The sequence below is a fragment of the Exiguobacterium sp. UBA1053 genome (assembly GCF_002316465.1).
GTDB lineage: Bacteria > Bacillota > Bacilli > Exiguobacteriales > Exiguobacteriaceae > Exiguobacterium_A > Exiguobacterium_A abrahamii.
Genome location: NZ_DCDO01000005.1, coordinates 85,302 through 105,214, shown reverse-complemented (window position 1 = coordinate 105,214; position 19,913 = coordinate 85,302). Strand labels below are relative to the sequence as shown.

Below are 19,913 nucleotides of genomic sequence, written 5' to 3'. Positions count from 1 at the left end.
GAATGGCAGAACATCAACCACACCGCTCTCGCTTGGAGCGACGACGTATGCAGTTAGAAGAGCAAGCTAGACAAGAAGAAGAGCAGGCTAGGCAAGAAGAAGCTTTTTCGAAAGCGTACGCGCCGGACGAATCATTTTCTCAAGAATCCTTTGAGAAGCAGCAAGAACCAGCTACGTACCATCGATATGTCGAAGAGCAACCGCGAGATCGAAAAAGTACATCGCGTCGTTCCGGGAGCGGCATGCTTAAACAGGTCGCACAGATGATCGGGGGTGCCGGATCACGATTGTTTGCTAATCGGGAACGCTCGAGACGCTCGAGGAAGGCGGGTCGATCAGAGCAATCGGTACAGAAAAATCCTGACGTCTCTTCAAGAGAAGCTCATCCTAAAAAAATCAAGAAAAAACGTCGTTTTAAACGAAAGCTTCTTGGACTATTTTTATTGTTGCTCATCGCATTCGTTCTTTTTGCCTCACAACCATTCACGTTCTTATTGATCGGTAGTGATGCACGACCTGGAGAGTCGTTGCGTGGATCACGTTCAGACTCCCTGTCGGTCATGCAATTCATTCCACTTTCTCGAACGATTCAACTGACGTCGATTCCTCGAGACACGTATACACCGATTTCCTGTGAGAATGGAAAGAAGGATAAAATCACACATGCCTTTGCCTTCGGTGGAGAAGAATGTACGCAAGATGCTGTTTCGGGTCTACTCGATGAAGAGATCGATGGAAAGATCGTCATCTCCTTCGATAGTTTCATCGGATTAGTGGATCAAATCGGCGGAATCGACCTTGTCTCGACAGGAACGTTCTCCGAGCAGGATGCGAGTGGGAAAGCAAATCAGTATTCATTCCAAAAAGGGAAGGAATACCATATGGATGGTGCGATGGCACTTGCCTATTCGAGACATCGAAAAACGGATAATGACGGAGCGCGCGCGAATCGTCAGTCGGAAGTCATTCAAGCCGTCGCGACACACTTGATGAAGCCGACTGGATGGTCGAAAATTCCAGCAGCGCACACGTATATGAAAGAAGAGATGAACCTTGATTTAAGTATCCGCGAGATGGCGACGGCAGGGTTATCGATTGCCTTGATGTCAGAACGAAAACATTATGAAATCGAAGCCGTCAGCCAACGACTGAACGGGATTTTCTATGACTTACCGAATGAGAAGGCACTGCAAGAACTACGTGATCAGCTCGATACGACGTTTTATGGCACATTGAAGAACTAAAGGGGAGGGGTTTCCTTCCGGTCATTGCGGGTATAAATTGATGTACGTTGCTCCTTTGGTGGATTGTTTTAGGTTATCTCTGAAATCGATGATTTTTGGACATGACATCATGACATTCCACGAAGGTGACTAACTTATCGAGGAGGGACCCCCCATATGAAAGTACTAGTCGTAGGTGCATCCGGTACGATCGGAGCGCGCGTCGTCAAATCGCTTGCCAAGGGTCATCAGGTCACGGTCATCGTTCGTCATGAACATCTGGTGGAACGATTCGAAAAACTCGGTGTCAAGGCGCATTACGTCGATATCGAAACAGAACTCGAAAAAGTCATTGAGCACGGAGTCGCAGGGCAGGATGCAGTCATTTGTGCGGCGACCGCAGGAGTAGACGGTGAAGCAACTGAAATAGAACTGCTGGATCGAACAGTCGCTTTGAAAACAATTGATGCAGCTAAAAAAGCGCGAGTACGTCATTTCGTGCTACTGAGCGCTTATGGTGCAGATCGACCTGAGCAATTCAAGAAAGATGTCTATCCGTTCTATGCTGCTAAGAATGCAGCAGAGGAACAGATTGAACATAGTGGTTTGACGTATACGATCATTTGTCCAGTTTCTATCACAACAGGTGAAGGGCGTGGCTTGATTGAAGCCGATGAAGATTTGAAGGACACGAAGGACGCGACGATTTCGGAAACGGATGTCGCATCGATCCTCGTCGCTTCTGTCGATAATCGATCGGTATTCAATCGACGTCTAGAAGTCAAGGAAGGAAAGACATCCTTGAATGAGGCCTTAGGGGGAGCGGAAGCTGTAGGTAGCGTTAAAGATAACCGTCAAGTCAAAAAACAATTACCACGTTTTAACTAACCGTTTGTCTCGTTAAAACGTGAATTCTCTAAAATAAAGCGAACTCATTTCCGCGTATAAGACGGAAGAGTTCGCTTTTTTGTTGATAAAAGTAGATAGTCGAAAAGAGGAAGTCTGCTACACTGAACAAAGAAGGAGGGGGTTAGATGTGAAAAAACCGTTGATCTATCTGATCCTAGCGATTGCTATTATCGGCATTGCCTATCAAAGTTATCAAACATATGATGCAAAACAAAAAAAAGTGGAGCAACAACAAAAACAAGCATCACAAGGTGGTCTCGAAGTCGGGATGAAAGCCCCGAATCTATCCTTGCGTCAAGAAGGAAAAACTGTCGATCTAGACGAAATCAATCATGATGTCTTTGTCATTAATTTTTGGGCAACGTGGTGTCCACCTTGTAAACAAGAGATTCCAGAACTAAATGCCTTTGCACGACATACAGATATACCCGTCTATGGAATCAATGTCACGACATCAGAACGACGTGTTTCGGATGTTGCTGATTTTCTGAAGCAGACACCTGTTGAATACCCTGTGTTATATGACCGAAAGGGAACGTCAGAAGATGCGTATCGTCTCGTAGCAATGCCAGCAACATATGTATTAGACCGGAAAGGAACGATTCTTTCGAAACACATCGGTCCTGTAACGGAACAGATGTTAAAAGAGATGGTGAAACGAACAGGAGGATGACAATGGAACTCCTATGCCGCAACTGCTCCTTTCAACAAACATTCCAACTCGGTCAACTAGAGGGTTGGCCGACATTTCCTGCTGTCTTGACGCAAGGAGTCGAAGCGTTCATGACAGGTCTCCCGCTTTGGTTCGTTCCGTCGATGCATGAACCGATTTTACAGCGGACGTATGTAGACGACTGGAATCGATTTCGATTAATTCAGCACTATCAACTCCATCAGGAGGAATTAGCGGATGGTTGGGTACCGTATCAATTGGATTTATACCACTGTCCGACTTGTCACCGATTTTCGAATCGATTTTGGTGTGCCCTATTTTTGCAACTAGATGTCGTTCAACCACTTTATGAATGCCCACATGATCAGACGATACTAGAGCGAATCGAAATATCCGATATTGATCACTTTCCTTGTCCATCGTGTGATGGTCACTCCCTATATGTGCGTAGATAAAGCGAAAAAGCCATTCATTTCATGAAAGACTGATGAGAGAAATTCCTTCTCCATAGTCAATGCATGATACGGAATGGCTTTTTATCGATCATCAACCCATTTGCCGAAACGAAAATGTTTGAAAGGAAGAGGGTGATGAATTACTGACATCTAACGTATAGGTTGTACCGTCAAAAATAATCGTATCGCCTAACCTTGCTTCAGGTGGTAAATAACGTCGTGGAATGAAACTTGAACCATTTTCCCATAGTAGGACAGCATACTTGCCGTCAAGTCGCTCCAGCGTACCACGTTTGATCATATTAACTCCTCCCACAATTACATCGAAGTCATCCCTCGGTCGATCAGGAACGTACTCTCTCTCTATCATTCTCTGTAATTTTTAATCTTATGTTTGGTATATTCCCAGTTCATTTCATCTTTACACATGATTCTTTAAAAAAACGTGATTCCAAGCCGTTTTCGTCTTAAATCTGACGTATTTAACAGGAAATAAAGGAGATATTGGAAAGAAAAAAAGACCCGATAGGACATATCGGATCTTTAAAATGAAATAGGCTCAAGAAGCGAGAGATTGTTTTGTTTCGATTTTCGTTGAACGAAGAAATGCGAGTAAAAACGTAAACAATGGTGAAAGGAGTAAAAAGAATGCGAACGGAACGTATGCTGTTACTGGGACACCGAGTGTCGAAGCAAAGAACGCCCCAGAAACACCCCACGGAATAAGCGGATTGACGAGTGTTCCTCCATCCTCGAGTGAACGAGAGAGGAAGCGCGGATCAATCTGACGCTCTTCAAAGATTTTCTTGAATGCTTGACCCGGAAGCAAGATGGACAAGTATTGTTCCCCAGCCATCAAGTTTACACCGATAGACGATAAGGCGACGGATGAAATGATGCTACCATCACGTTTTAGTTTAGAAACGGTCCGTTCAATGACCACGTCAATGACACCGATGCCACGTAAGACACCACCGAACGCAAGGGCGAGCATGACGAGCGACACCGACCACATCATCGATTGCAATCCACCTTTACTAATGATGGATGTGACCGTCTCACTAGAAGATTCTAGTTTTAATCCGTTCTGAATGACGGCCATCCAGTTCGAGATATTCCAGTTTCCTTGTACAAGACCTGTTAACAACAATCCACTTAAAACGCCAGCAACAAGTGTTGGAACGACCGGCATCTTACGTAATGCTAATACCATGACGAGCAACGGTGAAAGCAATGTCCAAGGTGACAAGTCGAACAAACGAGCTAACTCTTGTTGTGTCGTTTGAACAGCAGACGAATCGACATTTCCACTACTACGTCCGAAAATGAAGAATAAGATAAATGTGATCGTGATAGCGGGAATCGTCGTTCCCATCATGAAACGAATATGATCGAACACAGACACATTGACGATTCCGGGCGCGAAATTCGTCGTATCTGATAAAGGTGACATCTTATCTCCGAAACAAGCTCCACTGATGATGGCACCTGCTGCAAGCGCAGGATTGACGCCCAGTGCGATCGCGATTCCCATCAAGGCAACACCGACCGTACCAATCGTTGTAAACGAACTGCCTGTAAAGGTCGAGACGACCATCGCGATCAGAAGAGCGCTCGGTGCGAACCAAGTCGCTGAAAGGGTAGATAACCCAAAATGAAGAAGGGTCGGCACTGCGCCACTCATCATCCAGACCGCGATCGTCATACCGACGAGCAACATGATCAGGATCGGTTTGATCGCTTCACGAATACCTTGAATCATATGGTGTTCGACGTCCTCGAACTTAAAACCGCGGTAAACGGCATATCCTGAGACGAAAATAAGACTAGACAAGATGGCAAGATGCGGTTCGGCTTTAGCACCGAATAACGCGGACAATAAGATGATGATACTGATTCCTAGGATAGCTGCGGATTCACGGAATGACATGCGCATGCTTCCACCTCCTTATATGAATATGAAAGTATGATAACGCTCTGTTGCTAACACGCTTTTATGCACAAAAGCATTGAACAAACGTAATACTAACGAATATTATGGAGGACGTCAACCATAAGAGTGTCGATGAAAAATATAAAAAAGCGAAGTTGTGACGATTTTTTGTCGTAAACGCTTTCTTTTTTAGCTCAAATCTTGCACAATAAGAAGTATCAAATGACATTTTTGTGAACGATGAGGAGGATACATATGTTTACATTGATTTTTGTAGTAGTCGTCGCGATCATGGGTGCAGGCGTATTTGGGATTGATCATGTCGTAGCGCAACGTGCGGAAAAGCGTTAAGTAGATGCGTGTAAAAGAAGCGTTGAAGGGACTGTCTTATAGAAGACAATCGCTTCAACGCTTCTTTTTTTGCATAAAAACTAATAAAAATTCAATTGACAGTATAAATATACATATGTTTAAATCGGTATAACATTCTTTGAAGGGGAGCGTACAGATATGAAATGTACCATCATCGGAGCAACAGGATACACCGGAATTGAACTGATTCGCCTACTAGAATCACATCCTTCATTTGAGATCATCTGTTTGATGAGTGACTCGATGGCGGGGGAATCCATGCATGACGTATTCCCATTTATGAATAAAAAAACATATTCCTCGTTATCTTCCTTTTCGGTGGAGCATTTGATGGAAACCGAGACGGACATGGTGTTCTTAGCGACACCGAGTGGGATTTCGAAGCATTACTTAGAACAACTTCAAAACTGGTCCGGTTACGTCATTGATTTAAGTGGCGATTTGAGACTTCCAGCTGAAGCATATGCAACGTGGTATGACAAGGAACCCATTGATGCCCAGTTACAACAAAGAGCAACTTATGGATTACCAGAATGGAATCGTCAAGCTGTTACAGCGAGCAAATGGATTGCGAATCCAGGCTGTTACGCGACAGCAGTTTTGCTTGGACTAACACCATTCTTAAAAGAGAAAAAAATCGATCCATCTCAAATCATCATTCAAGCTTCTTCTGGTCTGACGGGAGCAGGGAAAACGTTGACGGCACAAACGCATCATGTCCATTCAAGCGAAAACGTTCGCTTGTATAAAGTGAATCAGCATCAGCACATCCCGGAAATTGAGCAGGCGCTTTTCGAATGGACCGGATCATCGGATCCGATTACGTTCTCGACTCAACTACTACCGATCAATCGAGGCATCATGGCGATTATGACGGTTCAGCCGTTGATGGATTTATCGGAAACGGAGTGGCGATCCTGGTTGACGGATCAGTATGCAACGGAACCATTCGTCCGAATCCAACAGGCTGATCCGGAAATCAAATCCGTCGTCGGGAGTAATCACTGTGATTTGACCGTTTATAAGGATGATCGGACAGGGCGAGTGACCATCGTTTCAGTCATCGATAACATGCAAAAAGGAGCTGCCGGACAAGCCGTTCAAAATGCCAACATTCTAGCTGGTTTTGATGAGACATCCGGTTTAACGCAACAGCCGATCTACATTTAATCAAGAGAAAAAAGAGGAGGAACGCCTGTGTGGCAAGTACAAGTAGAGACCCCATTGACGATCACGACACCGAAGGGATTTCAAGCTTCAGGTATACACGTGGGGCTAAAGCGAAAGCGGAAGGATTTAGGTCTGATCTGGTGTGAAGCAGGAGCAAGCGCTGCAGCTGTCTATACGACGAATCAGGTGCAAGCAGCACCAATCGCTGTGACGAAACAAGCGATTCAGGCGTCACAAGGTCGTATTCATGCCGTCCTCGTTAACAGCGGGAACGCGAATGCGTGTACAGGGGAACTAGGGTTATCCCATGCGTATACATCACAACAAGCGTTAGCGACCCACTTCGGGATCACTCCAGAACAAGTCGCGATTGCTTCAACAGGGATCATCGGTCAACCGTTAGCCATTGATACGTTACTGGCAGGTATTCCACAGCTGATGCCTACAAATGACAAGGATGCCGCGGATGATTTTGCTCATGCGATCCTGACGACCGATACTGGTACGAAAACAGCTGGTCAACAATACATGCAAGGGGATGTCCGAATTTCAGTCTGTGGCGTGGCGAAAGGATCAGGGATGATTCATCCGAACATGGCAACGATGCTTGGTTTCTTGACGACCGATGCAACGATTGAACCGGATGTCTTACAGACACTGTTGCGCCGGACGATTCATCGGACGTTCAACTGCATTACCGTAGACGGCGATAGTTCGACAAATGACATGGTCATGATTCTAGCAAGTGGAGCTGCAGGGGGCGCAACGATTCTTGAAGGGACAGAAGAAGCAGTGGCATTCGAACAGGCCATCGAAACGGTTTGTCAAGATTTAGCGAAACAGATTGCGCGGGACGGTGAAGGTGCGACGAAGTTGATCGAAGTGACGGTAGAGGGAACACAAACCGATGAAGTAGCACGGATGGTCGCCAAACAAGTCGTCGGATCGTCTCTCGTCAAAACAGCCATCTTTGGGGAAGATGCGAACTGGGGAAGAATCATCGCTGCTGTCGGAAGTATCAAGGAGCCACTCGATGTATCAAACGTTGACATCAAAATTGGTTCGCAGTGGGTGTTGCAACAGAGCATGCCTGCTTTATTCGATGAAACGATTGCATCGCAGGATCTAGCACAGCAGGAGGTACAGATTCACATTGATTTGCATGATGGAGTAGGACAAGGACACGCTTACGGCTGTGACCTGACGTACGATTACGTCAAAATCAATGCGAGTTACCGAACATGACGAAACGAAAAGTCATCAAACTAGGTGGTAGTGTGTGGGAGCAACTGGATGCTCGGTATTTCGAGGAATGGAAAGCGTGGGTTGAAACCGGTAACGAATTATTGATCGTCCATGGGGGCGGTCCTCTTCTATCGAGTTACTGTGAACAAGAGGGAATCAAACCCGTGTTTCGGAACGGTGTCCGTGTAACGACGGATGGTGTCTTACTCGGGGCACGACGGATCTTAGCAGGGGAAGTCCAATCCGGTATCGTCCAGCAGTTGAATCAAGCAGGGATTCCTGCCGTCGGGATGAGCGGGTTAGACGGAGCAAGTGTTCATGGTAAAACAATCAAAGGACTCGGGGCAGTCGGTCAGATCACGCACATTCATCCACGATTATTCACGGTGTTGAGTACGAATGGCTATGTGCCTGTCGTCACATCCCTTGTCACAGGGGAGCAAGGTGTATTGAACAGTAACGGGGATGCGTGTGCGATTGCTGTCGCGAAGGCTTGGTCTGTCGACCGATTTGAATTGTTGACGGATGTCGAGGGTGTAAAAGTAAACGGTGACTATCAATCAGAAATCACGTCTGCAGCCATCGAAGCTGCGATAGCGTCGGGAGAAATCTACGGGGGAATGATTCCGAAGGTCGAAGCGATGATGCAGGCAACTCAGCATGGTATTCCAGAGGTCGTCATTCGGTCTGGGAAAAATGCGTTAGCTGCAGGGACACGAATCAAGGAGGAATTACATGAGTGCACTACTACCCACTTATCAACGTACTGATGTGGAATTGGTCAAAGGACAAGGGTCGATCGTAGAAGATGCGACAGGAAAGACGTATCTTGATTTCATCATGGGAATCGCTGTATGCAACACAGGGCACCGTCATCCTTATATTCAGCAACGGCTAGAGGAACAGTTGAATCAAATTTGGCATACGTCGAATCTGTTTCAAATCGCGACACAAGAGCGGGTCGCCGAGCGACTGACGGAAGACAGTCATCTCAGTCATGCTTTCTTTTGTAACAGTGGTGCGGAAGCAAACGAGGCGGCGTATAAACTCGTTCGAAAATGGACAGGGAAAACGGAAGTCGTCACGTTTAAACAGTCCTTCCACGGGCGAACGTTTGCGATGATGGGCGCAACAGGACAGGAGAAAATCAAAGCGGGATACGGGGAGATGGTGAATGGCTTCAAACATCTGCCGTTTAACGAGATGGAGAGTCTATCAGCGATTACGGAGCAAACTGCTGCCGTATGGCTCGAAATCATTCAAGGAGAGGGCGGAGTCGTCGTCGCCGACGATGCGTGGCTAGAAGCGTTGATGAAGAAGGCGCAACAATACGATGTCAAAATCATCGTCGACGAAGTACAGACCGGCATCGGTCGGACGGGATCTCGTTTTGCATTTGAACAAACACCCCTCGTACCGGATATCATCACTCTTGCGAAAGGACTTGGGAGTGGACTCGCGGTTGGTGCGTTACTCGCGACGGAGGAGGCGGCGGAAGTATTCACACCTGGATCGCATGGTTCGACCTTTGGTGGAAATCCACTCGCGATGACAGCTGCGGAAGCCACACTTGACCTTTTGTTAAATGACACTGTCATGGCAGACGTTCAAGGAAAAGGCGAATATTTACGTCAACAACTAGAAAATAAATTACCCAAGTCGATCGTGAGTTCTATTCGTGGACGTGGCTTGATGATTGGTATCGAGTGTGTGATGCCTGTTGCAACGCTGATTGACGCCTTACGTGAGAATGGTCTTCTCGTCGTATCGGCTGGTCCTCATGTCATTCGCTTATTGCCATCATTGTTCGTAACGGAACAGGAACTCATGGACGCCATCGAAAAAATACAACTCGTTTGTCAACAGGAGGTCATCGTATGAAACAATCCGGAAAACTAACGCTTGCGAACGGAACGACGTTTACCGGTTCGTGGCAAGGAACAGCTCCAGTCAAAGGAGAGGTCGTCTTTTTTACAGGAATGACAGGATATCAGGAAGTCTTGACGGATCCATCTTATCAAGGACAAATTCTTGTCTTCACATACCCGTTGATCGGTCAATACGGTATTCAAGCGGAAGCGTCAGAAAGCAACCAGATTCAAGTCGCTGGTGTCATCGTTCAAACATTAGCAGAGGACGGGGAAGGAACATCACTCGCGAGCTGGTTGAGCGAAGCGAATGTGCCGATTTTGTCGGGAGTCGATACGCGTTCTCTTGTGCATCTATTACGGACGGAAGGCGATCAATTCGGTGACATGATGCAAGTAGATATGACTGTCACTGCGTCAATCGACACAGCATACATCGCTTCAGTATCAACGACTTCAAACATCGAATACGTACCGGAAGTCGAACAGGGGCACATCGTCTGTATCGATTACGGCGTGAAACAATCGATGATTGATACTTTGCTTGAACGCCATATGCGTGTAACGGTCGTGCCATATGATACGACACCGGAACGGATTCAAGCGCTGGCGCCAGATGGTCTACTGTTTTCCAACGGACCTGGTGATCCGACGCAACTAGACCCGTTCCTTTCAGGAATCCATGAACTGGCGACGAGCTATCCGACACTTGGTATTTGTATGGGACATCAGGTTCTCGCTCATGCGTTTGGTTGTACCTTATTAAAACAACATCATGGACACCGAGGAGCGAACCATCCCGTACGTCATCTAGCATCCGGGCAAGTGTTCATGACATCTCAGAATCATGGCTATGCCGTTGATGTTAAAAGCATCGAAGCGTCTGAGATGGAACTTGCGTACGAACACATCAATGATGGGTCCGTTGAAGGATTGATTCATCCGGCTCTGCCAATCATGACAGTCCAGTTTCACCCAGAAGCGAGCCCAGGACCAACAGAGGCGATGGTCGTCTTCGATCAATTCGTAAATAGCGTATTACATCAGGAGGTAGCATATGTGGGATAAACAGAAAGTACTCGTTATCGGTTCGGGTCCAATCGTCATCGGGCAAGCAGCAGAATTTGATTATTCCGGCACACAAGCCTGTCAGGCGCTTCGAGAAGCGGGATGCGAGGTCATCTTAATGAATTCGAATCCGGCTACTATCATGACGGATCCGAGCACGGCAGATCATGTCTATATTGAGGCGATGACTCTTGAAAAAGCAACGGCCATCATCGAACAAGATCGACCATCCCATCTCCTAGCGACGGTCGGCGGTCAAACGGCACTCAATCTTGCGATGTCACTCGAAGAAGCAGGCGTACTTGAACAATACGGTGTCGAACTTCTAGGAACTTCGCTTGAGACGATCCGAGACGGAGAAGATCGTGAACGATTCAAGCAAAAGATGATCGAACTCGCGCAACCGCTCCCGGAAAGTCAAACGATCGAGTCGTTAGCAGAGCTTGAGGAATTCATGGCAGTACACGGGGTACCACTCGTCATCCGACCAGCCTTTACGCTCGGTGGAACGGGCGGCGGAATCGCAGTGACGAAGGACGATGCACGTCTGTTAGCGCAGAACGGCTTACAAGCGAGTCCAATTTCACAGTGTTTAGTTGAAGTGAGTATCGCTGGCTATAAAGAAGTCGAATACGAAGTCATGCGTGACAGCGCAGATACGACGATCATCGTTTGTAACATGGAAAACATCGATCCTGTCGGTGTCCATACCGGGGACTCGGTCGTCTTTGCACCGATTCAGTCGATTTCGGATCGAATGAATCAACAATTGCGGACGGAAGCGCGTAAAATCGTATCGCATCTCGGTGTCATCGGTGGATGCAACATACAATTCGCGATCCATCCGACGGAAGAACGTTATTTCGTCATTGAAGTCAATCCGCGTGTCAGTCGTTCTTCGGCACTTGCTTCCAAGGCGACGGGATATCCGATCGCAAAATTAGCGACACGTCTTGCGCTCGGTGAGCGACTCGACGATTGCATCAATCCTGTCACGAAAGAGACGATGGCGAGTTTTGAACCGACGATGGATTATATCACGGCAAAAGTGCCTTGTTTCCCATTTGATCTATTTACCGGCAGTAACCGGACGCTTGGAACACAAATGAAGGCGACGGGTGAGAGCATGGCGATGGGGAAGACGCTAGAAGAAGCGTTACAAAAGGCGTGGCGCGGTGCGGGAGTTGAGCAATCACCTCTTTATCCGACATGTATGAAAACAGCGGAGGCTGACGTATTGTGGAAAGAAATAAAGGCTCCGACGGACCGTCGCTTGCTTGCGATGCTCGCACTACTCGATCGCAAGGAGACGACCGTCGAAGAACTCGTTGAACAGACGAAAGTACAAGCTTTATTCGTCAAAGTACTTCAACGTCTTGTCGATCAGCAACAAAAAATCGATGTATCGAATGAAAGTTCTCTAAAGCAAACCAAAATGATGGGCTTTACGGATGAACAGATTGCGCTTCTGACGGGTGTCAGTGCTGTAGAGATCGAGCACTTACGTAAAGAAAAAGGCATCCTCCCTGTCTATCATATGATCGATACATGTGCAGGTGAGTTCAAGAGTGCGACGCCTTATTTCTACGGAAACTGGAGTGGTCAAACGGAAGTCACAGCATCGACGAAAAAGAAAGTTGCTGTCATCGGTGCGGGACCAATTCGGATCGGTCAAGGAATCGAATTTGATTATTGTTCCGTTCACGCGGTACGTGCATTACAAGCATCCGGTTACGAAACAATCATGATCAACAATAACCCGGAGACCGTCTCGACCGACTTCGAAGTCGCAGATCGCCTGTATGTCGAGCCGTTGACACTTGAAGACGTCATGCATGTGCTAGAAGCAGAGGATTGCGAAGACGTTTTAGTCCAGTTCGGAGGACAAACAGGGATTGCGCTTGCGTCTGGTTTGGAGAAAGCCGGTTATCATCTTCTCGGAACGACGGCAGATGTCATCGATCAAATGGAAGACCGTGAGCGGTTCTATCAATTTTTAGATGACATTGGTATCGATCGTATTCCGGGACAAGAAGTGGCGACGCACGAACAAATGATAGAAGTCGCAACAACGATTGGTTATCCGGTTATGATTCGTCCTTCCTATGTCATTGGAGGTAAAGGAATGCATATCATCCACGATCAAGAGCAATTAGAGACGATCGTTTCCGAATTAGCATTCCCGGTCCTCGTGGATGCCTACCTCCAAGGAAAGGAAATCGAAGTCGACTGCATTACGGACGGAACAACGACGTACGTTCCGATTTTGATGGAGCAATTGGAACGGGCAGGGGTTCACTCTGGAGATTCGACGATGATTCTGCCACCTGTATCGCTCAACGCTACCGTTCAGAGCGAAATCGAGCGAATCGCACAGATGATCGGGCAACGAATGGATTATAAAGGAGCGTACAATATCCAATTCGTCTTGCATGACGATCAAGTCTACGTCCTGGAAATCAATCCGCGTGCCTCCCGAACGTTACCGATCGTCGCCAAAGTAACAGGTCAACCGATCTTGCAGTGGGCAGTTCAAGCTGCGGTCGGTCAAGCGGTCGCACTACCAACGGAACAGACGAAACTTGATTTCCATGCCGTCAAGACCCCTGTTTTTTCAACGTTGAAACTACAGGGCGTCGATCCGAAAACAGGTCCCGTCATGCGTTCGACAGGTGAAACGCTGCAATGGACGACAGACGGACTGGCGCTGGAACGTTTTATCTTTGACGAAACGACGAAACGACATTTGACGACAAGAGACGTCATCGTTGCTGGAGCAGATACAGAGGCTTTCGGAACGGGTGTAGCGTTAGATGGAACGATCGACTGGGCACAATGTGCGATTTTCTATTCGCACGTGACAGAAGAAAAAGCGAGTCGCGAAGCAGCGCTTGCTGCCGGGGTACAAGTTCTGACAGAACCTGAACTAGCACATTATCATCTACAAGCGACAGAAAAGTCCCCTTATGCTGTGAAGCCACTTCATACATGGACAGAGCCGATCAAGGAGGAAGTAAAATGAAGACGATGCAACAACTACAACATTTCTTGACGATGGCGGAACTGACGCCGGAAGCATTGACGGAGCTATTGGCGCTCGCGAAAGATATCAAGCATCAGCCAAGTGTCTACCAAAACGCATTAAGCCATAAAAAAGTGGCCTTATTGTTTGAAAAGGCATCGACGCGAACACGTCTATCATTTGAGGTGGGTGTTGTCGAGCTCGGTGGACATCCGATCGTACTGAGTGGAGCAGATATGCAAATCGGGCGGGGGGAGCCGCTCTCGGATACGATTCAAGTCATGAGCCGTTACGTCGATGCCCTCATGATCCGGACGTTCGGTCATGAGATCGTCGACACGCTTGCGGCACACGGTACGATTCCAATCATCAATGGATTGACGGATCTGCATCATCCGTGCCAAGTGCTTGCTGACTTGTTAACGATCGAAGAGACATTTGGAAACCGGTCTGGGAAGATTTTGACATATATCGGGGACGGAAATAACATGGCGCATTCGCTGATGATTGGTGGAGCGCTCAGTGGAATGGAAGTCCGCATCTGTGCGCCGGCGGAGTATGCTCCTGATCCACAAGTCGTTCATGAGGCACAAGTCATCGCGAAGGAAACGGGTGGAAACATCATCGTCATGACGGATCCCGAGGAAGCGGCAAGTGGTGCGGACGTCGTGTATACGGATGTCTTTGCGAGTATGGGACAAGAAGAAGAGGCGACGATGCGTTTGCAAGAATTTGAAGGATATCAAGTCAATGCCAATATCATGAATCAAGCGAAGAATGAAGCTATTTTCCTGCATTGTCTGCCGGCGCATCGCGGTGAGGAAGTCACGGCAGACGTCATCGATGGCAAGCAATCTGTCATCTTCGATCAAGCCGAGAATCGCCTCCACGCACAAAAAGCGTTGCTCGTCACATTACTTGGATAACTATAAAAGACTCGGTCGCCGATTTGGCGACCGAGTCTTTTGATTGAGCGGAGTTAATCATAATGGCGTCGAGCTAATCGTTCCTCTTGTTCTTTTTTGACTTGTCGCTTATTTTTTTCGTGCAGACGTTTCATGAATGGCGTCGTTTGCCAGGACGGAGCCCAGTCGGATTCTTTTCCGGCACGGAGTGCGAGGATATAATCATAGCTCTGATGAAGTCGTTCAATCATCTCTGTTCGGACATCACAAATATGACCATGTCCGGGTATCAAGAGTTTGACTTCATATTCGTAAATGAATGACTCGAGTAGCTCGAGCGTCGTCAAATACTCAGAGGAATCGTGTTCAATCAAGGGGATTTCAACATCGGAAGCATAGTCGCCGCAGACTAACAAATGGAGTGGCATGACGATGAAGGAAAGATGAGTCGATTCATGACCAGGTGTCAAAAAGAAAATCAGTTTCGTCTGACCAATCGTCAAAATCGTTTCAGACTCATGGATGACATGCGTCACATCTGGAAATAGTACGGGGGAGTCGATGTAAAATTCATCGTTAAAGTCTTGAACGGCTTTTAGCGCTTCTTGTCGGTCGACATCGATGAATGGTTTCGAAGCGATGACGATGGCATCCGTAAAGGCGTAGGCACCTAAAATATGATCAAAATGAGCATGCGTATAGACGACATATAACGGTCGTTCACGACGCACGATTTCGACGTCTCGACGAATCGTTGCAATTTCATCGGGAAGCCAGCCAGGATCGACGACAATCAGACAATCAGGCGTCTCGATCAATGTTGAGGTCGTTTTCATGAGTGTACTTTGATAAATCGTCACGCCAGGCATTTTCATCTGAATCATACGAATCCTCCTTTACGAATCTCTATCTATATCGTTGTATACCCATAAATTCGTTGGAATCATCAGCAGAATCAATAAAAAAGACGACTCGCACGTCGCGAGTCGCCTGCCCTCTAGAGGGAAATGGTCCTAGACCTATGTTATGTCATAATTGGAGCGGGTGAAGAGAATCGAACTCTCGTCATCAGCTTGGAAGGCTGAGGTTTTACCATTAAACTACACCCGCGTATCGGCTACATGAAATATAGTAGCATAGCAAAGAGAGCATTTCCATAACTTTTATGAAAAAAAGCAATTTCTTTTAAGATTCGGTGTACAATAATACTAGTTAATCGTTTCCAATGGTAATCTTGATTTGCAATATGGGTAAAGTTGGGTAGAGGAGAGAGTGTCTGGTGAATGAAGTGCGAGTTTGGAGCGAACAATCGATGGGAAAAGGATGGGAAGCGATTTGTCACCACCAATTCGATCGTCATCGCTTATTGATAGGAGAGTGGTTCCATAACGTAGGTGTACTTGCTTTTTCCATCAATCAAGATGCGGATTTGCTACCGGATGTCCTTCCAAACACATTCGATCTGCCGCTCGTCTCGGAACGTGTGCAACGCGTCATTGCAGCATACGCGCCTTTTTCTGTACAATGTCTCAAGGTACATCTTGAGACGAAGGACGGAGTGGTTCCGTACTATCTTCTCAATCTCTTATCTGTCAGTCGGATCGAACATCTACATACGACGGATGTATTCCGTCTGGTACCGAGACGACGTGTCTATTTTTTGACAGAGCGACGAATCAGCGATTCGGTTTGTCCGCATCATCTTATGCGAGATGAACGCACGCATCGCATATTCGTATCTGCTCAACTCGCTCGCCAATTCGAGCGTATGGCTGTGACGGGTATCCGCTTTGAAGAGATACAACGAATGGAGGAATTCAAATGAAACAGTACACAGTCGATCATTGGATCACGCTAGAATATCCAAAGGTATTCGAATATCAAGAAGAAGAGACATATGTTAGTTTTTATTCGACGGATGAAAATGCAATGGGAACGCTCCAATTATCCATTTATGAGTCCGATTCAGAAGAATTGACACCGTATGAGGCGGCGGAACAAGAAATCAACCTGTTGGTGGAAGAGTTCGGCATCGAACTAACAGGAGCACTTGAAGTCCGTCGTAATTCAACAAAAGAAGCATTGCTTGCGGTAGATGGGAAAGAAGAAGATATCTTCTTACGGATCTACGCGTATTCGGACGGGGAACGGTTAGTCTTATTGACGTACTCTGCTGAACGCGAGACGCTTGAAATCGAGGAAATCGAAGCAATGATTTCTTCACTGACTTGGATTCAATGAAGGATACGATAGAAGTGCAAAAGGCAGCGGATCGCAAGGATCCGCTGCCTTTTTTTATATTGATCGGTGTGGCTTAAGAAGAACGGGAAGATGACTGTTTAGCTGCAGGGTTGACTTGCTTATTCAACCAGCTCGCGATATCGGCAAAAACGCGGATGCGTTCGAACTCATGGAAGAGCTCATGACGTAACCCTCGATAAATCGTCAGCTGTACAGCATCGACACGAACACGATTATACATGTCAAATAGATGATGGATACCTTTTCCATCGAACGCGACCGCGTCATCCCCACCAGCAAGCAATAAGAGGGGTAAGTGACGTGGATGCTGATAGACGGAAGCAAGTGCGTTGACGAGCTTCGTTGCATGCAAGAGTTCGTGGAAGAACCCAAGCGTGACCGTTTGACCGGACAATGGATCTGCATCATAGCGCATGACGGATTGAGGATCCGAAGAGAGCCAAGCATTTTTAGAAAGTGCTGGGAAGAAGCGTAAGTTATACCGCCCGAACACGAGTTGTCCGAACCGCTCAGCAGGGTGTGTTGCTGACAGCTGATGGATTTGACGTTCGACGAGTTTTTGGCTGACATCACCGAGTAAGCCTGTGCTAGTCGGAGGGCCACTCGCGATGATTCCAGCTACTGTATGACCGAGTGTTTGACCAATCCGGCGAGCGATCAACGAACCAAAACTATGACCAAAAATGAACACCGGCAATGTCGGATAACGCTCTTTGATGTCAGAGACGAGTTCTTCTGCGTCCTGCATCAATTGTTTAAACCCTTGATTCGGCTCGAGGTGTCCGAGCGTTCCGAGCTGTGCTGCTCGAGTTCCGAAACAGCGTAAGTCTGCGATGATCGTGTGGTAATGATGAGCATAGAGGAATTCTGCGAATTCCTCATACCGTGCGCCATGCTCCATCATCCCGTGAAAGACGATCACGACTCCTTTAGGGTCATGGGCTTCGAGGCTATGCAATGTCGTAGTATAGCCGTCAGAGGCTATCCAATGTGAATGATCAATCGTCATGTAACTCATCCTCTCATCAAGAAAGTCCGAATACCTGTCCGTCTTCCGAAACGCCCATGTGGAAGGCGGCGGGAACTGCGGGTAATCCTGGCATCGTTAATACATTCCCAGTCAATGCAACGATGAACCCTGCACCAACCGATGGTCGGATTTCGCGGACCGTGATCGTGAAGTCTTCGACACGACCATAACGAGCAGGGTCATCGGTTAAAGAAAATGGTGTTTTTGCCATACAAATCGGTAACTCATTCAACCCCATCTCCGTACACCGTTCGAGTTCGCGGAGTGCTTTGTCTTCAAAATGAACGTCGGCTGCACCGTAGACACGCTTTGCGATACGCTCGATCTTTTGACGAAGCGGTAAGACGTCAGGATACAGAGGGCGGAACTGGCTCGGTTCCTCAAGAGCTTGCATGACTTCCGTGACGAGTGCTTCACCGCCAGCTCCCCCTTTACTGAAGACTTCACTTTCCGCGACACGAATATTACGATCCTGACACCATTCTAGGATCATGTTCCGTTCTGCTTCCGTGTCGGTGAAGAAACGGTTCAAGGCAACAACGGCAGGAACGCCGAATAGACTCATCGTCTCGACGTGTTTTTCAAGTAACGCAAGACCACCTGTTAAGGCAGCGAGATTTTCTTCGCTGAGTTGCGTTTTGTCTACACCTCCGTGCATCTTCAAGGCACGAACCGTAGCGACGATGACGACGGCATCCGGGTGGAGTCCGCCAATTCGTGATTTGATGTTGAAGAACTTTTCGGCACCTAAATCAGCTCCGAATCCTGCTTCTGTGACAACGTAATCACTTAGCTTCAGTGCAGTTTGCGTTGCAATCAAAGAGTTACAACCATGTGCGATGTTCGCGAACGGTCCACCGTGAATCAGTGCCGGTGTTCCTTCGACGGTTTGAACGAGGTTCGGACGAAACGCATCTTTTAGAAGCAACGTCGCAGCTCCTGACGCCTGAATATCTTTGACCGTAACCGGCTGTTGATCGTACGTATACGCGACGACGATGCGACTCAAGCGTCGTTCGAGATCCGTGATCGAGTCTGCTAGACAGAGGACCGCCATGATCTCGGAAGCGACCGTGATATCGAACCCATCTTGACGCGGCACGCCATGAGCAGGACCACCAAGACCAATCGTGACTTGGCGCAAGGCACGGTCATTCAAATCAAGAACGCGTTTCCAGACGATACGACGCGGATCGATGCCAAGGATGTTACCTTGATGCAGGTGATTGTCGAGCAAGGCACTGATTGTATTATGGGCAGATGTGATCGCATGCATATCGCCTGTGAAATGAAGATTGATCTCTTCCATCGGTAGGACTTGGCTATAGCCACCACCACACGCGCCACCTTTTAAGCCCATCGTCGGACCGAGTGAGGGTTCCCGTAAACAAATCATCGTCTTGTGGTTTGCCCGATGCAACGCCTGTCCGAGTCCGACAGTGACGGTTGATTTTCCTTCACCAGCGGCTGTCGGATTGATGGCAGTGACAAGGATCAATTTACCGTCAGATTTCGTTGCCAATCGGTTCAACAGTCCGTCTGTCAACTTCGCTTTATACTTTCCGTACGTATCAAAATCCTCTTCTTGCAAACCAATCCGGTCCGCAATTTCTCGAATCGGGCGTAAGACGGTTTGTTGTGCGATTTCTAAGTCTGAACGAATGGTCTTTTCCATGGTATCGACTCCCTCTTTGATTGGATCTCTCTTTTTTCTAATAGTAGCGTATCTAGTGCGAACGCGCCAAAAGAAAACGTTCAATATTTTCCACCCAATGGGT

At 47.4% G+C, this 19,913-nt stretch carries 18 protein-coding genes and 1 tRNA gene; 13 read left to right on the top strand and 6 right to left on the bottom strand.

Annotation, left to right across the window (positions count from 1 at the left end):
• Nucleotides 1-2 precede the first annotated feature (2 nt).
• The 4 genes from B3G15_RS04635 to B3G15_RS04620 all read left to right on the top strand — a co-directional run bounded on the left by B3G15_RS04635 (nt 3) and on the right by B3G15_RS04620 (nt 3,260).
• Nucleotides 3-1,244: an LCP family protein gene (locus B3G15_RS04635; protein ID WP_290716338.1), complete on the top strand. Its 1,242-nt coding sequence runs from the start codon at nt 3-5 to the stop codon at nt 1,242-1,244.
• Nucleotides 1,245-1,400: 156 nt separating this feature from the next.
• Nucleotides 1,401-2,111 carry an NAD(P)H-binding protein gene (locus tag B3G15_RS04630; protein ID WP_058703648.1) on the top strand — a complete coding sequence of 237 codons (711 nt, stop codon included), beginning with the start codon at nt 1,401-1,403 and terminating at the stop codon, nt 2,109-2,111.
• A gap of 148 nt (nt 2,112-2,259) precedes the next feature.
• Nucleotides 2,260-2,805 carry a TlpA family protein disulfide reductase gene (locus B3G15_RS04625; protein WP_064300827.1) on the top strand — a complete coding sequence of 182 codons (546 nt, stop codon included), beginning with the start codon at nt 2,260-2,262 and terminating at the stop codon, nt 2,803-2,805.
• A 2-nt stretch (nt 2,806-2,807) separates the two neighbouring features.
• Nucleotides 2,808-3,260 carry a hypothetical protein gene (locus B3G15_RS04620; protein ID WP_290716333.1) on the top strand — a complete coding sequence of 151 codons (453 nt, stop codon included), beginning with the start codon at nt 2,808-2,810 and terminating at the stop codon, nt 3,258-3,260.
• 91 nt (nt 3,261-3,351) lie between these two features.
• Here the strand turns inward: B3G15_RS04620 and B3G15_RS04615 are convergent, their stop codons facing one another.
• Both B3G15_RS04615 and nhaC read right to left on the bottom strand, forming a co-directional pair.
• Nucleotides 3,352-3,561, bottom strand: a complete 210-nt coding sequence (locus B3G15_RS04615; RefSeq protein ID WP_023467214.1) for a DUF3006 domain-containing protein — start codon at nt 3,559-3,561, stop codon at nt 3,352-3,354.
• A gap of 258 nt (nt 3,562-3,819) precedes the next feature.
• The gene (nhaC, locus tag B3G15_RS04610) at nt 3,820-5,196 is read right to left on the bottom strand and encodes a Na+/H+ antiporter NhaC (RefSeq protein ID WP_290716329.1); all 1,377 of its coding nucleotides are present in this window, start codon (nt 5,194-5,196) and stop codon (nt 3,820-3,822) included.
• A gap of 507 nt (nt 5,197-5,703) precedes the next feature.
• Here nhaC and argC point away from each other — a divergent pair.
• The 7 genes from argC to argF are packed head-to-tail and all read left to right on the top strand — an operon-like array spanning nt 5,704 to nt 14,864.
• Nucleotides 5,704-6,735 (top strand): N-acetyl-gamma-glutamyl-phosphate reductase, encoded by a 1,032-nt coding sequence (gene argC, locus B3G15_RS04605; protein ID WP_290716327.1) that lies wholly within the window; start codon nt 5,704-5,706, stop codon nt 6,733-6,735.
• 27 nt (nt 6,736-6,762) lie between these two features.
• Nucleotides 6,763-7,980 (top strand): bifunctional glutamate N-acetyltransferase/amino-acid acetyltransferase ArgJ, encoded by a 1,218-nt coding sequence (gene argJ / locus B3G15_RS04600; protein WP_290716325.1) that lies wholly within the window; start codon nt 6,763-6,765, stop codon nt 7,978-7,980.
• A complete protein-coding gene (gene argB / locus B3G15_RS04595; RefSeq protein WP_023467220.1) occupies nt 7,977-8,750 on the top strand; it encodes an acetylglutamate kinase in 774 nt (257 codons plus the stop codon). The genes argJ and argB overlap by 4 nt, the downstream gene beginning before the upstream one ends.
• Complete coding sequence (locus tag B3G15_RS04590; RefSeq protein WP_290716319.1) at nt 8,716-9,861, top strand: acetylornithine transaminase; 1,146 nt, start codon at nt 8,716-8,718, stop codon at nt 9,859-9,861. The genes argB and B3G15_RS04590 overlap by 35 nt, the downstream gene beginning before the upstream one ends.
• Nucleotides 9,858-10,916, top strand: coding sequence for a carbamoyl phosphate synthase small subunit (locus tag B3G15_RS04585; protein WP_214861270.1), 1,059 nt, complete (start codon nt 9,858-9,860; stop codon nt 10,914-10,916). The genes B3G15_RS04590 and B3G15_RS04585 overlap by 4 nt, the downstream gene beginning before the upstream one ends.
• Nucleotides 10,906-13,938: a carbamoyl-phosphate synthase (glutamine-hydrolyzing) large subunit gene (gene carB, locus B3G15_RS04580; protein WP_214861268.1), complete on the top strand. Its 3,033-nt coding sequence runs from the start codon at nt 10,906-10,908 to the stop codon at nt 13,936-13,938. The genes B3G15_RS04585 and carB overlap by 11 nt, the downstream gene beginning before the upstream one ends.
• Nucleotides 13,935-14,864, top strand: coding sequence for an ornithine carbamoyltransferase (argF, locus tag B3G15_RS04575; protein ID WP_214861265.1), 930 nt, complete (start codon nt 13,935-13,937; stop codon nt 14,862-14,864). Before carB ends, argF begins: the two co-directional genes overlap by 4 nt.
• Nucleotides 14,865-14,917: 53 nt before the next feature.
• Here the strand turns inward: argF and B3G15_RS04570 are convergent, their stop codons facing one another.
• Together B3G15_RS04570 and B3G15_RS04565 are read right to left on the bottom strand one after the other, a co-directional pair.
• On the bottom strand, nt 14,918-15,727 hold the full coding sequence (locus B3G15_RS04570; protein ID WP_050678250.1) for an MBL fold metallo-hydrolase: 810 nt from the start codon (nt 15,725-15,727) through the stop codon (nt 14,918-14,920).
• A gap of 152 nt (nt 15,728-15,879) precedes the next feature.
• Nucleotides 15,880-15,953, bottom strand: a tRNA-Gly gene (locus B3G15_RS04565).
• Nucleotides 15,954-16,122: 169 nt separating this feature from the next.
• Between B3G15_RS04565 and B3G15_RS04560 the strand changes: the two genes are divergently transcribed.
• Both B3G15_RS04560 and B3G15_RS04555 read left to right on the top strand, forming a co-directional pair.
• Nucleotides 16,123-16,668: an imm11 family protein gene (locus B3G15_RS04560; RefSeq protein WP_290716270.1), complete on the top strand. Its 546-nt coding sequence runs from the start codon at nt 16,123-16,125 to the stop codon at nt 16,666-16,668.
• The gene (locus B3G15_RS04555; protein WP_023467229.1) at nt 16,665-17,084 is read left to right on the top strand and encodes a hypothetical protein; all 420 of its coding nucleotides are present in this window, start codon (nt 16,665-16,667) and stop codon (nt 17,082-17,084) included. Before B3G15_RS04560 ends, B3G15_RS04555 begins: the two co-directional genes overlap by 4 nt.
• 73 nt (nt 17,085-17,157) lie before the next feature.
• Here the strand turns inward: B3G15_RS04555 and B3G15_RS04550 are convergent, their stop codons facing one another.
• On the bottom strand, nt 17,158-18,114 hold the full coding sequence (locus tag B3G15_RS04550) for an alpha/beta fold hydrolase (RefSeq protein ID WP_082202576.1): 957 nt from the start codon (nt 18,112-18,114) through the stop codon (nt 17,158-17,160).
• Nucleotides 18,115-18,130: 16 nt separating this feature from the next.
• On the bottom strand, nt 18,131-19,810 hold the full coding sequence (locus B3G15_RS04545) for a formate--tetrahydrofolate ligase (RefSeq protein WP_290716253.1): 1,680 nt from the start codon (nt 19,808-19,810) through the stop codon (nt 18,131-18,133).
• Nucleotides 19,811-19,913 lie beyond the last annotated feature (103 nt).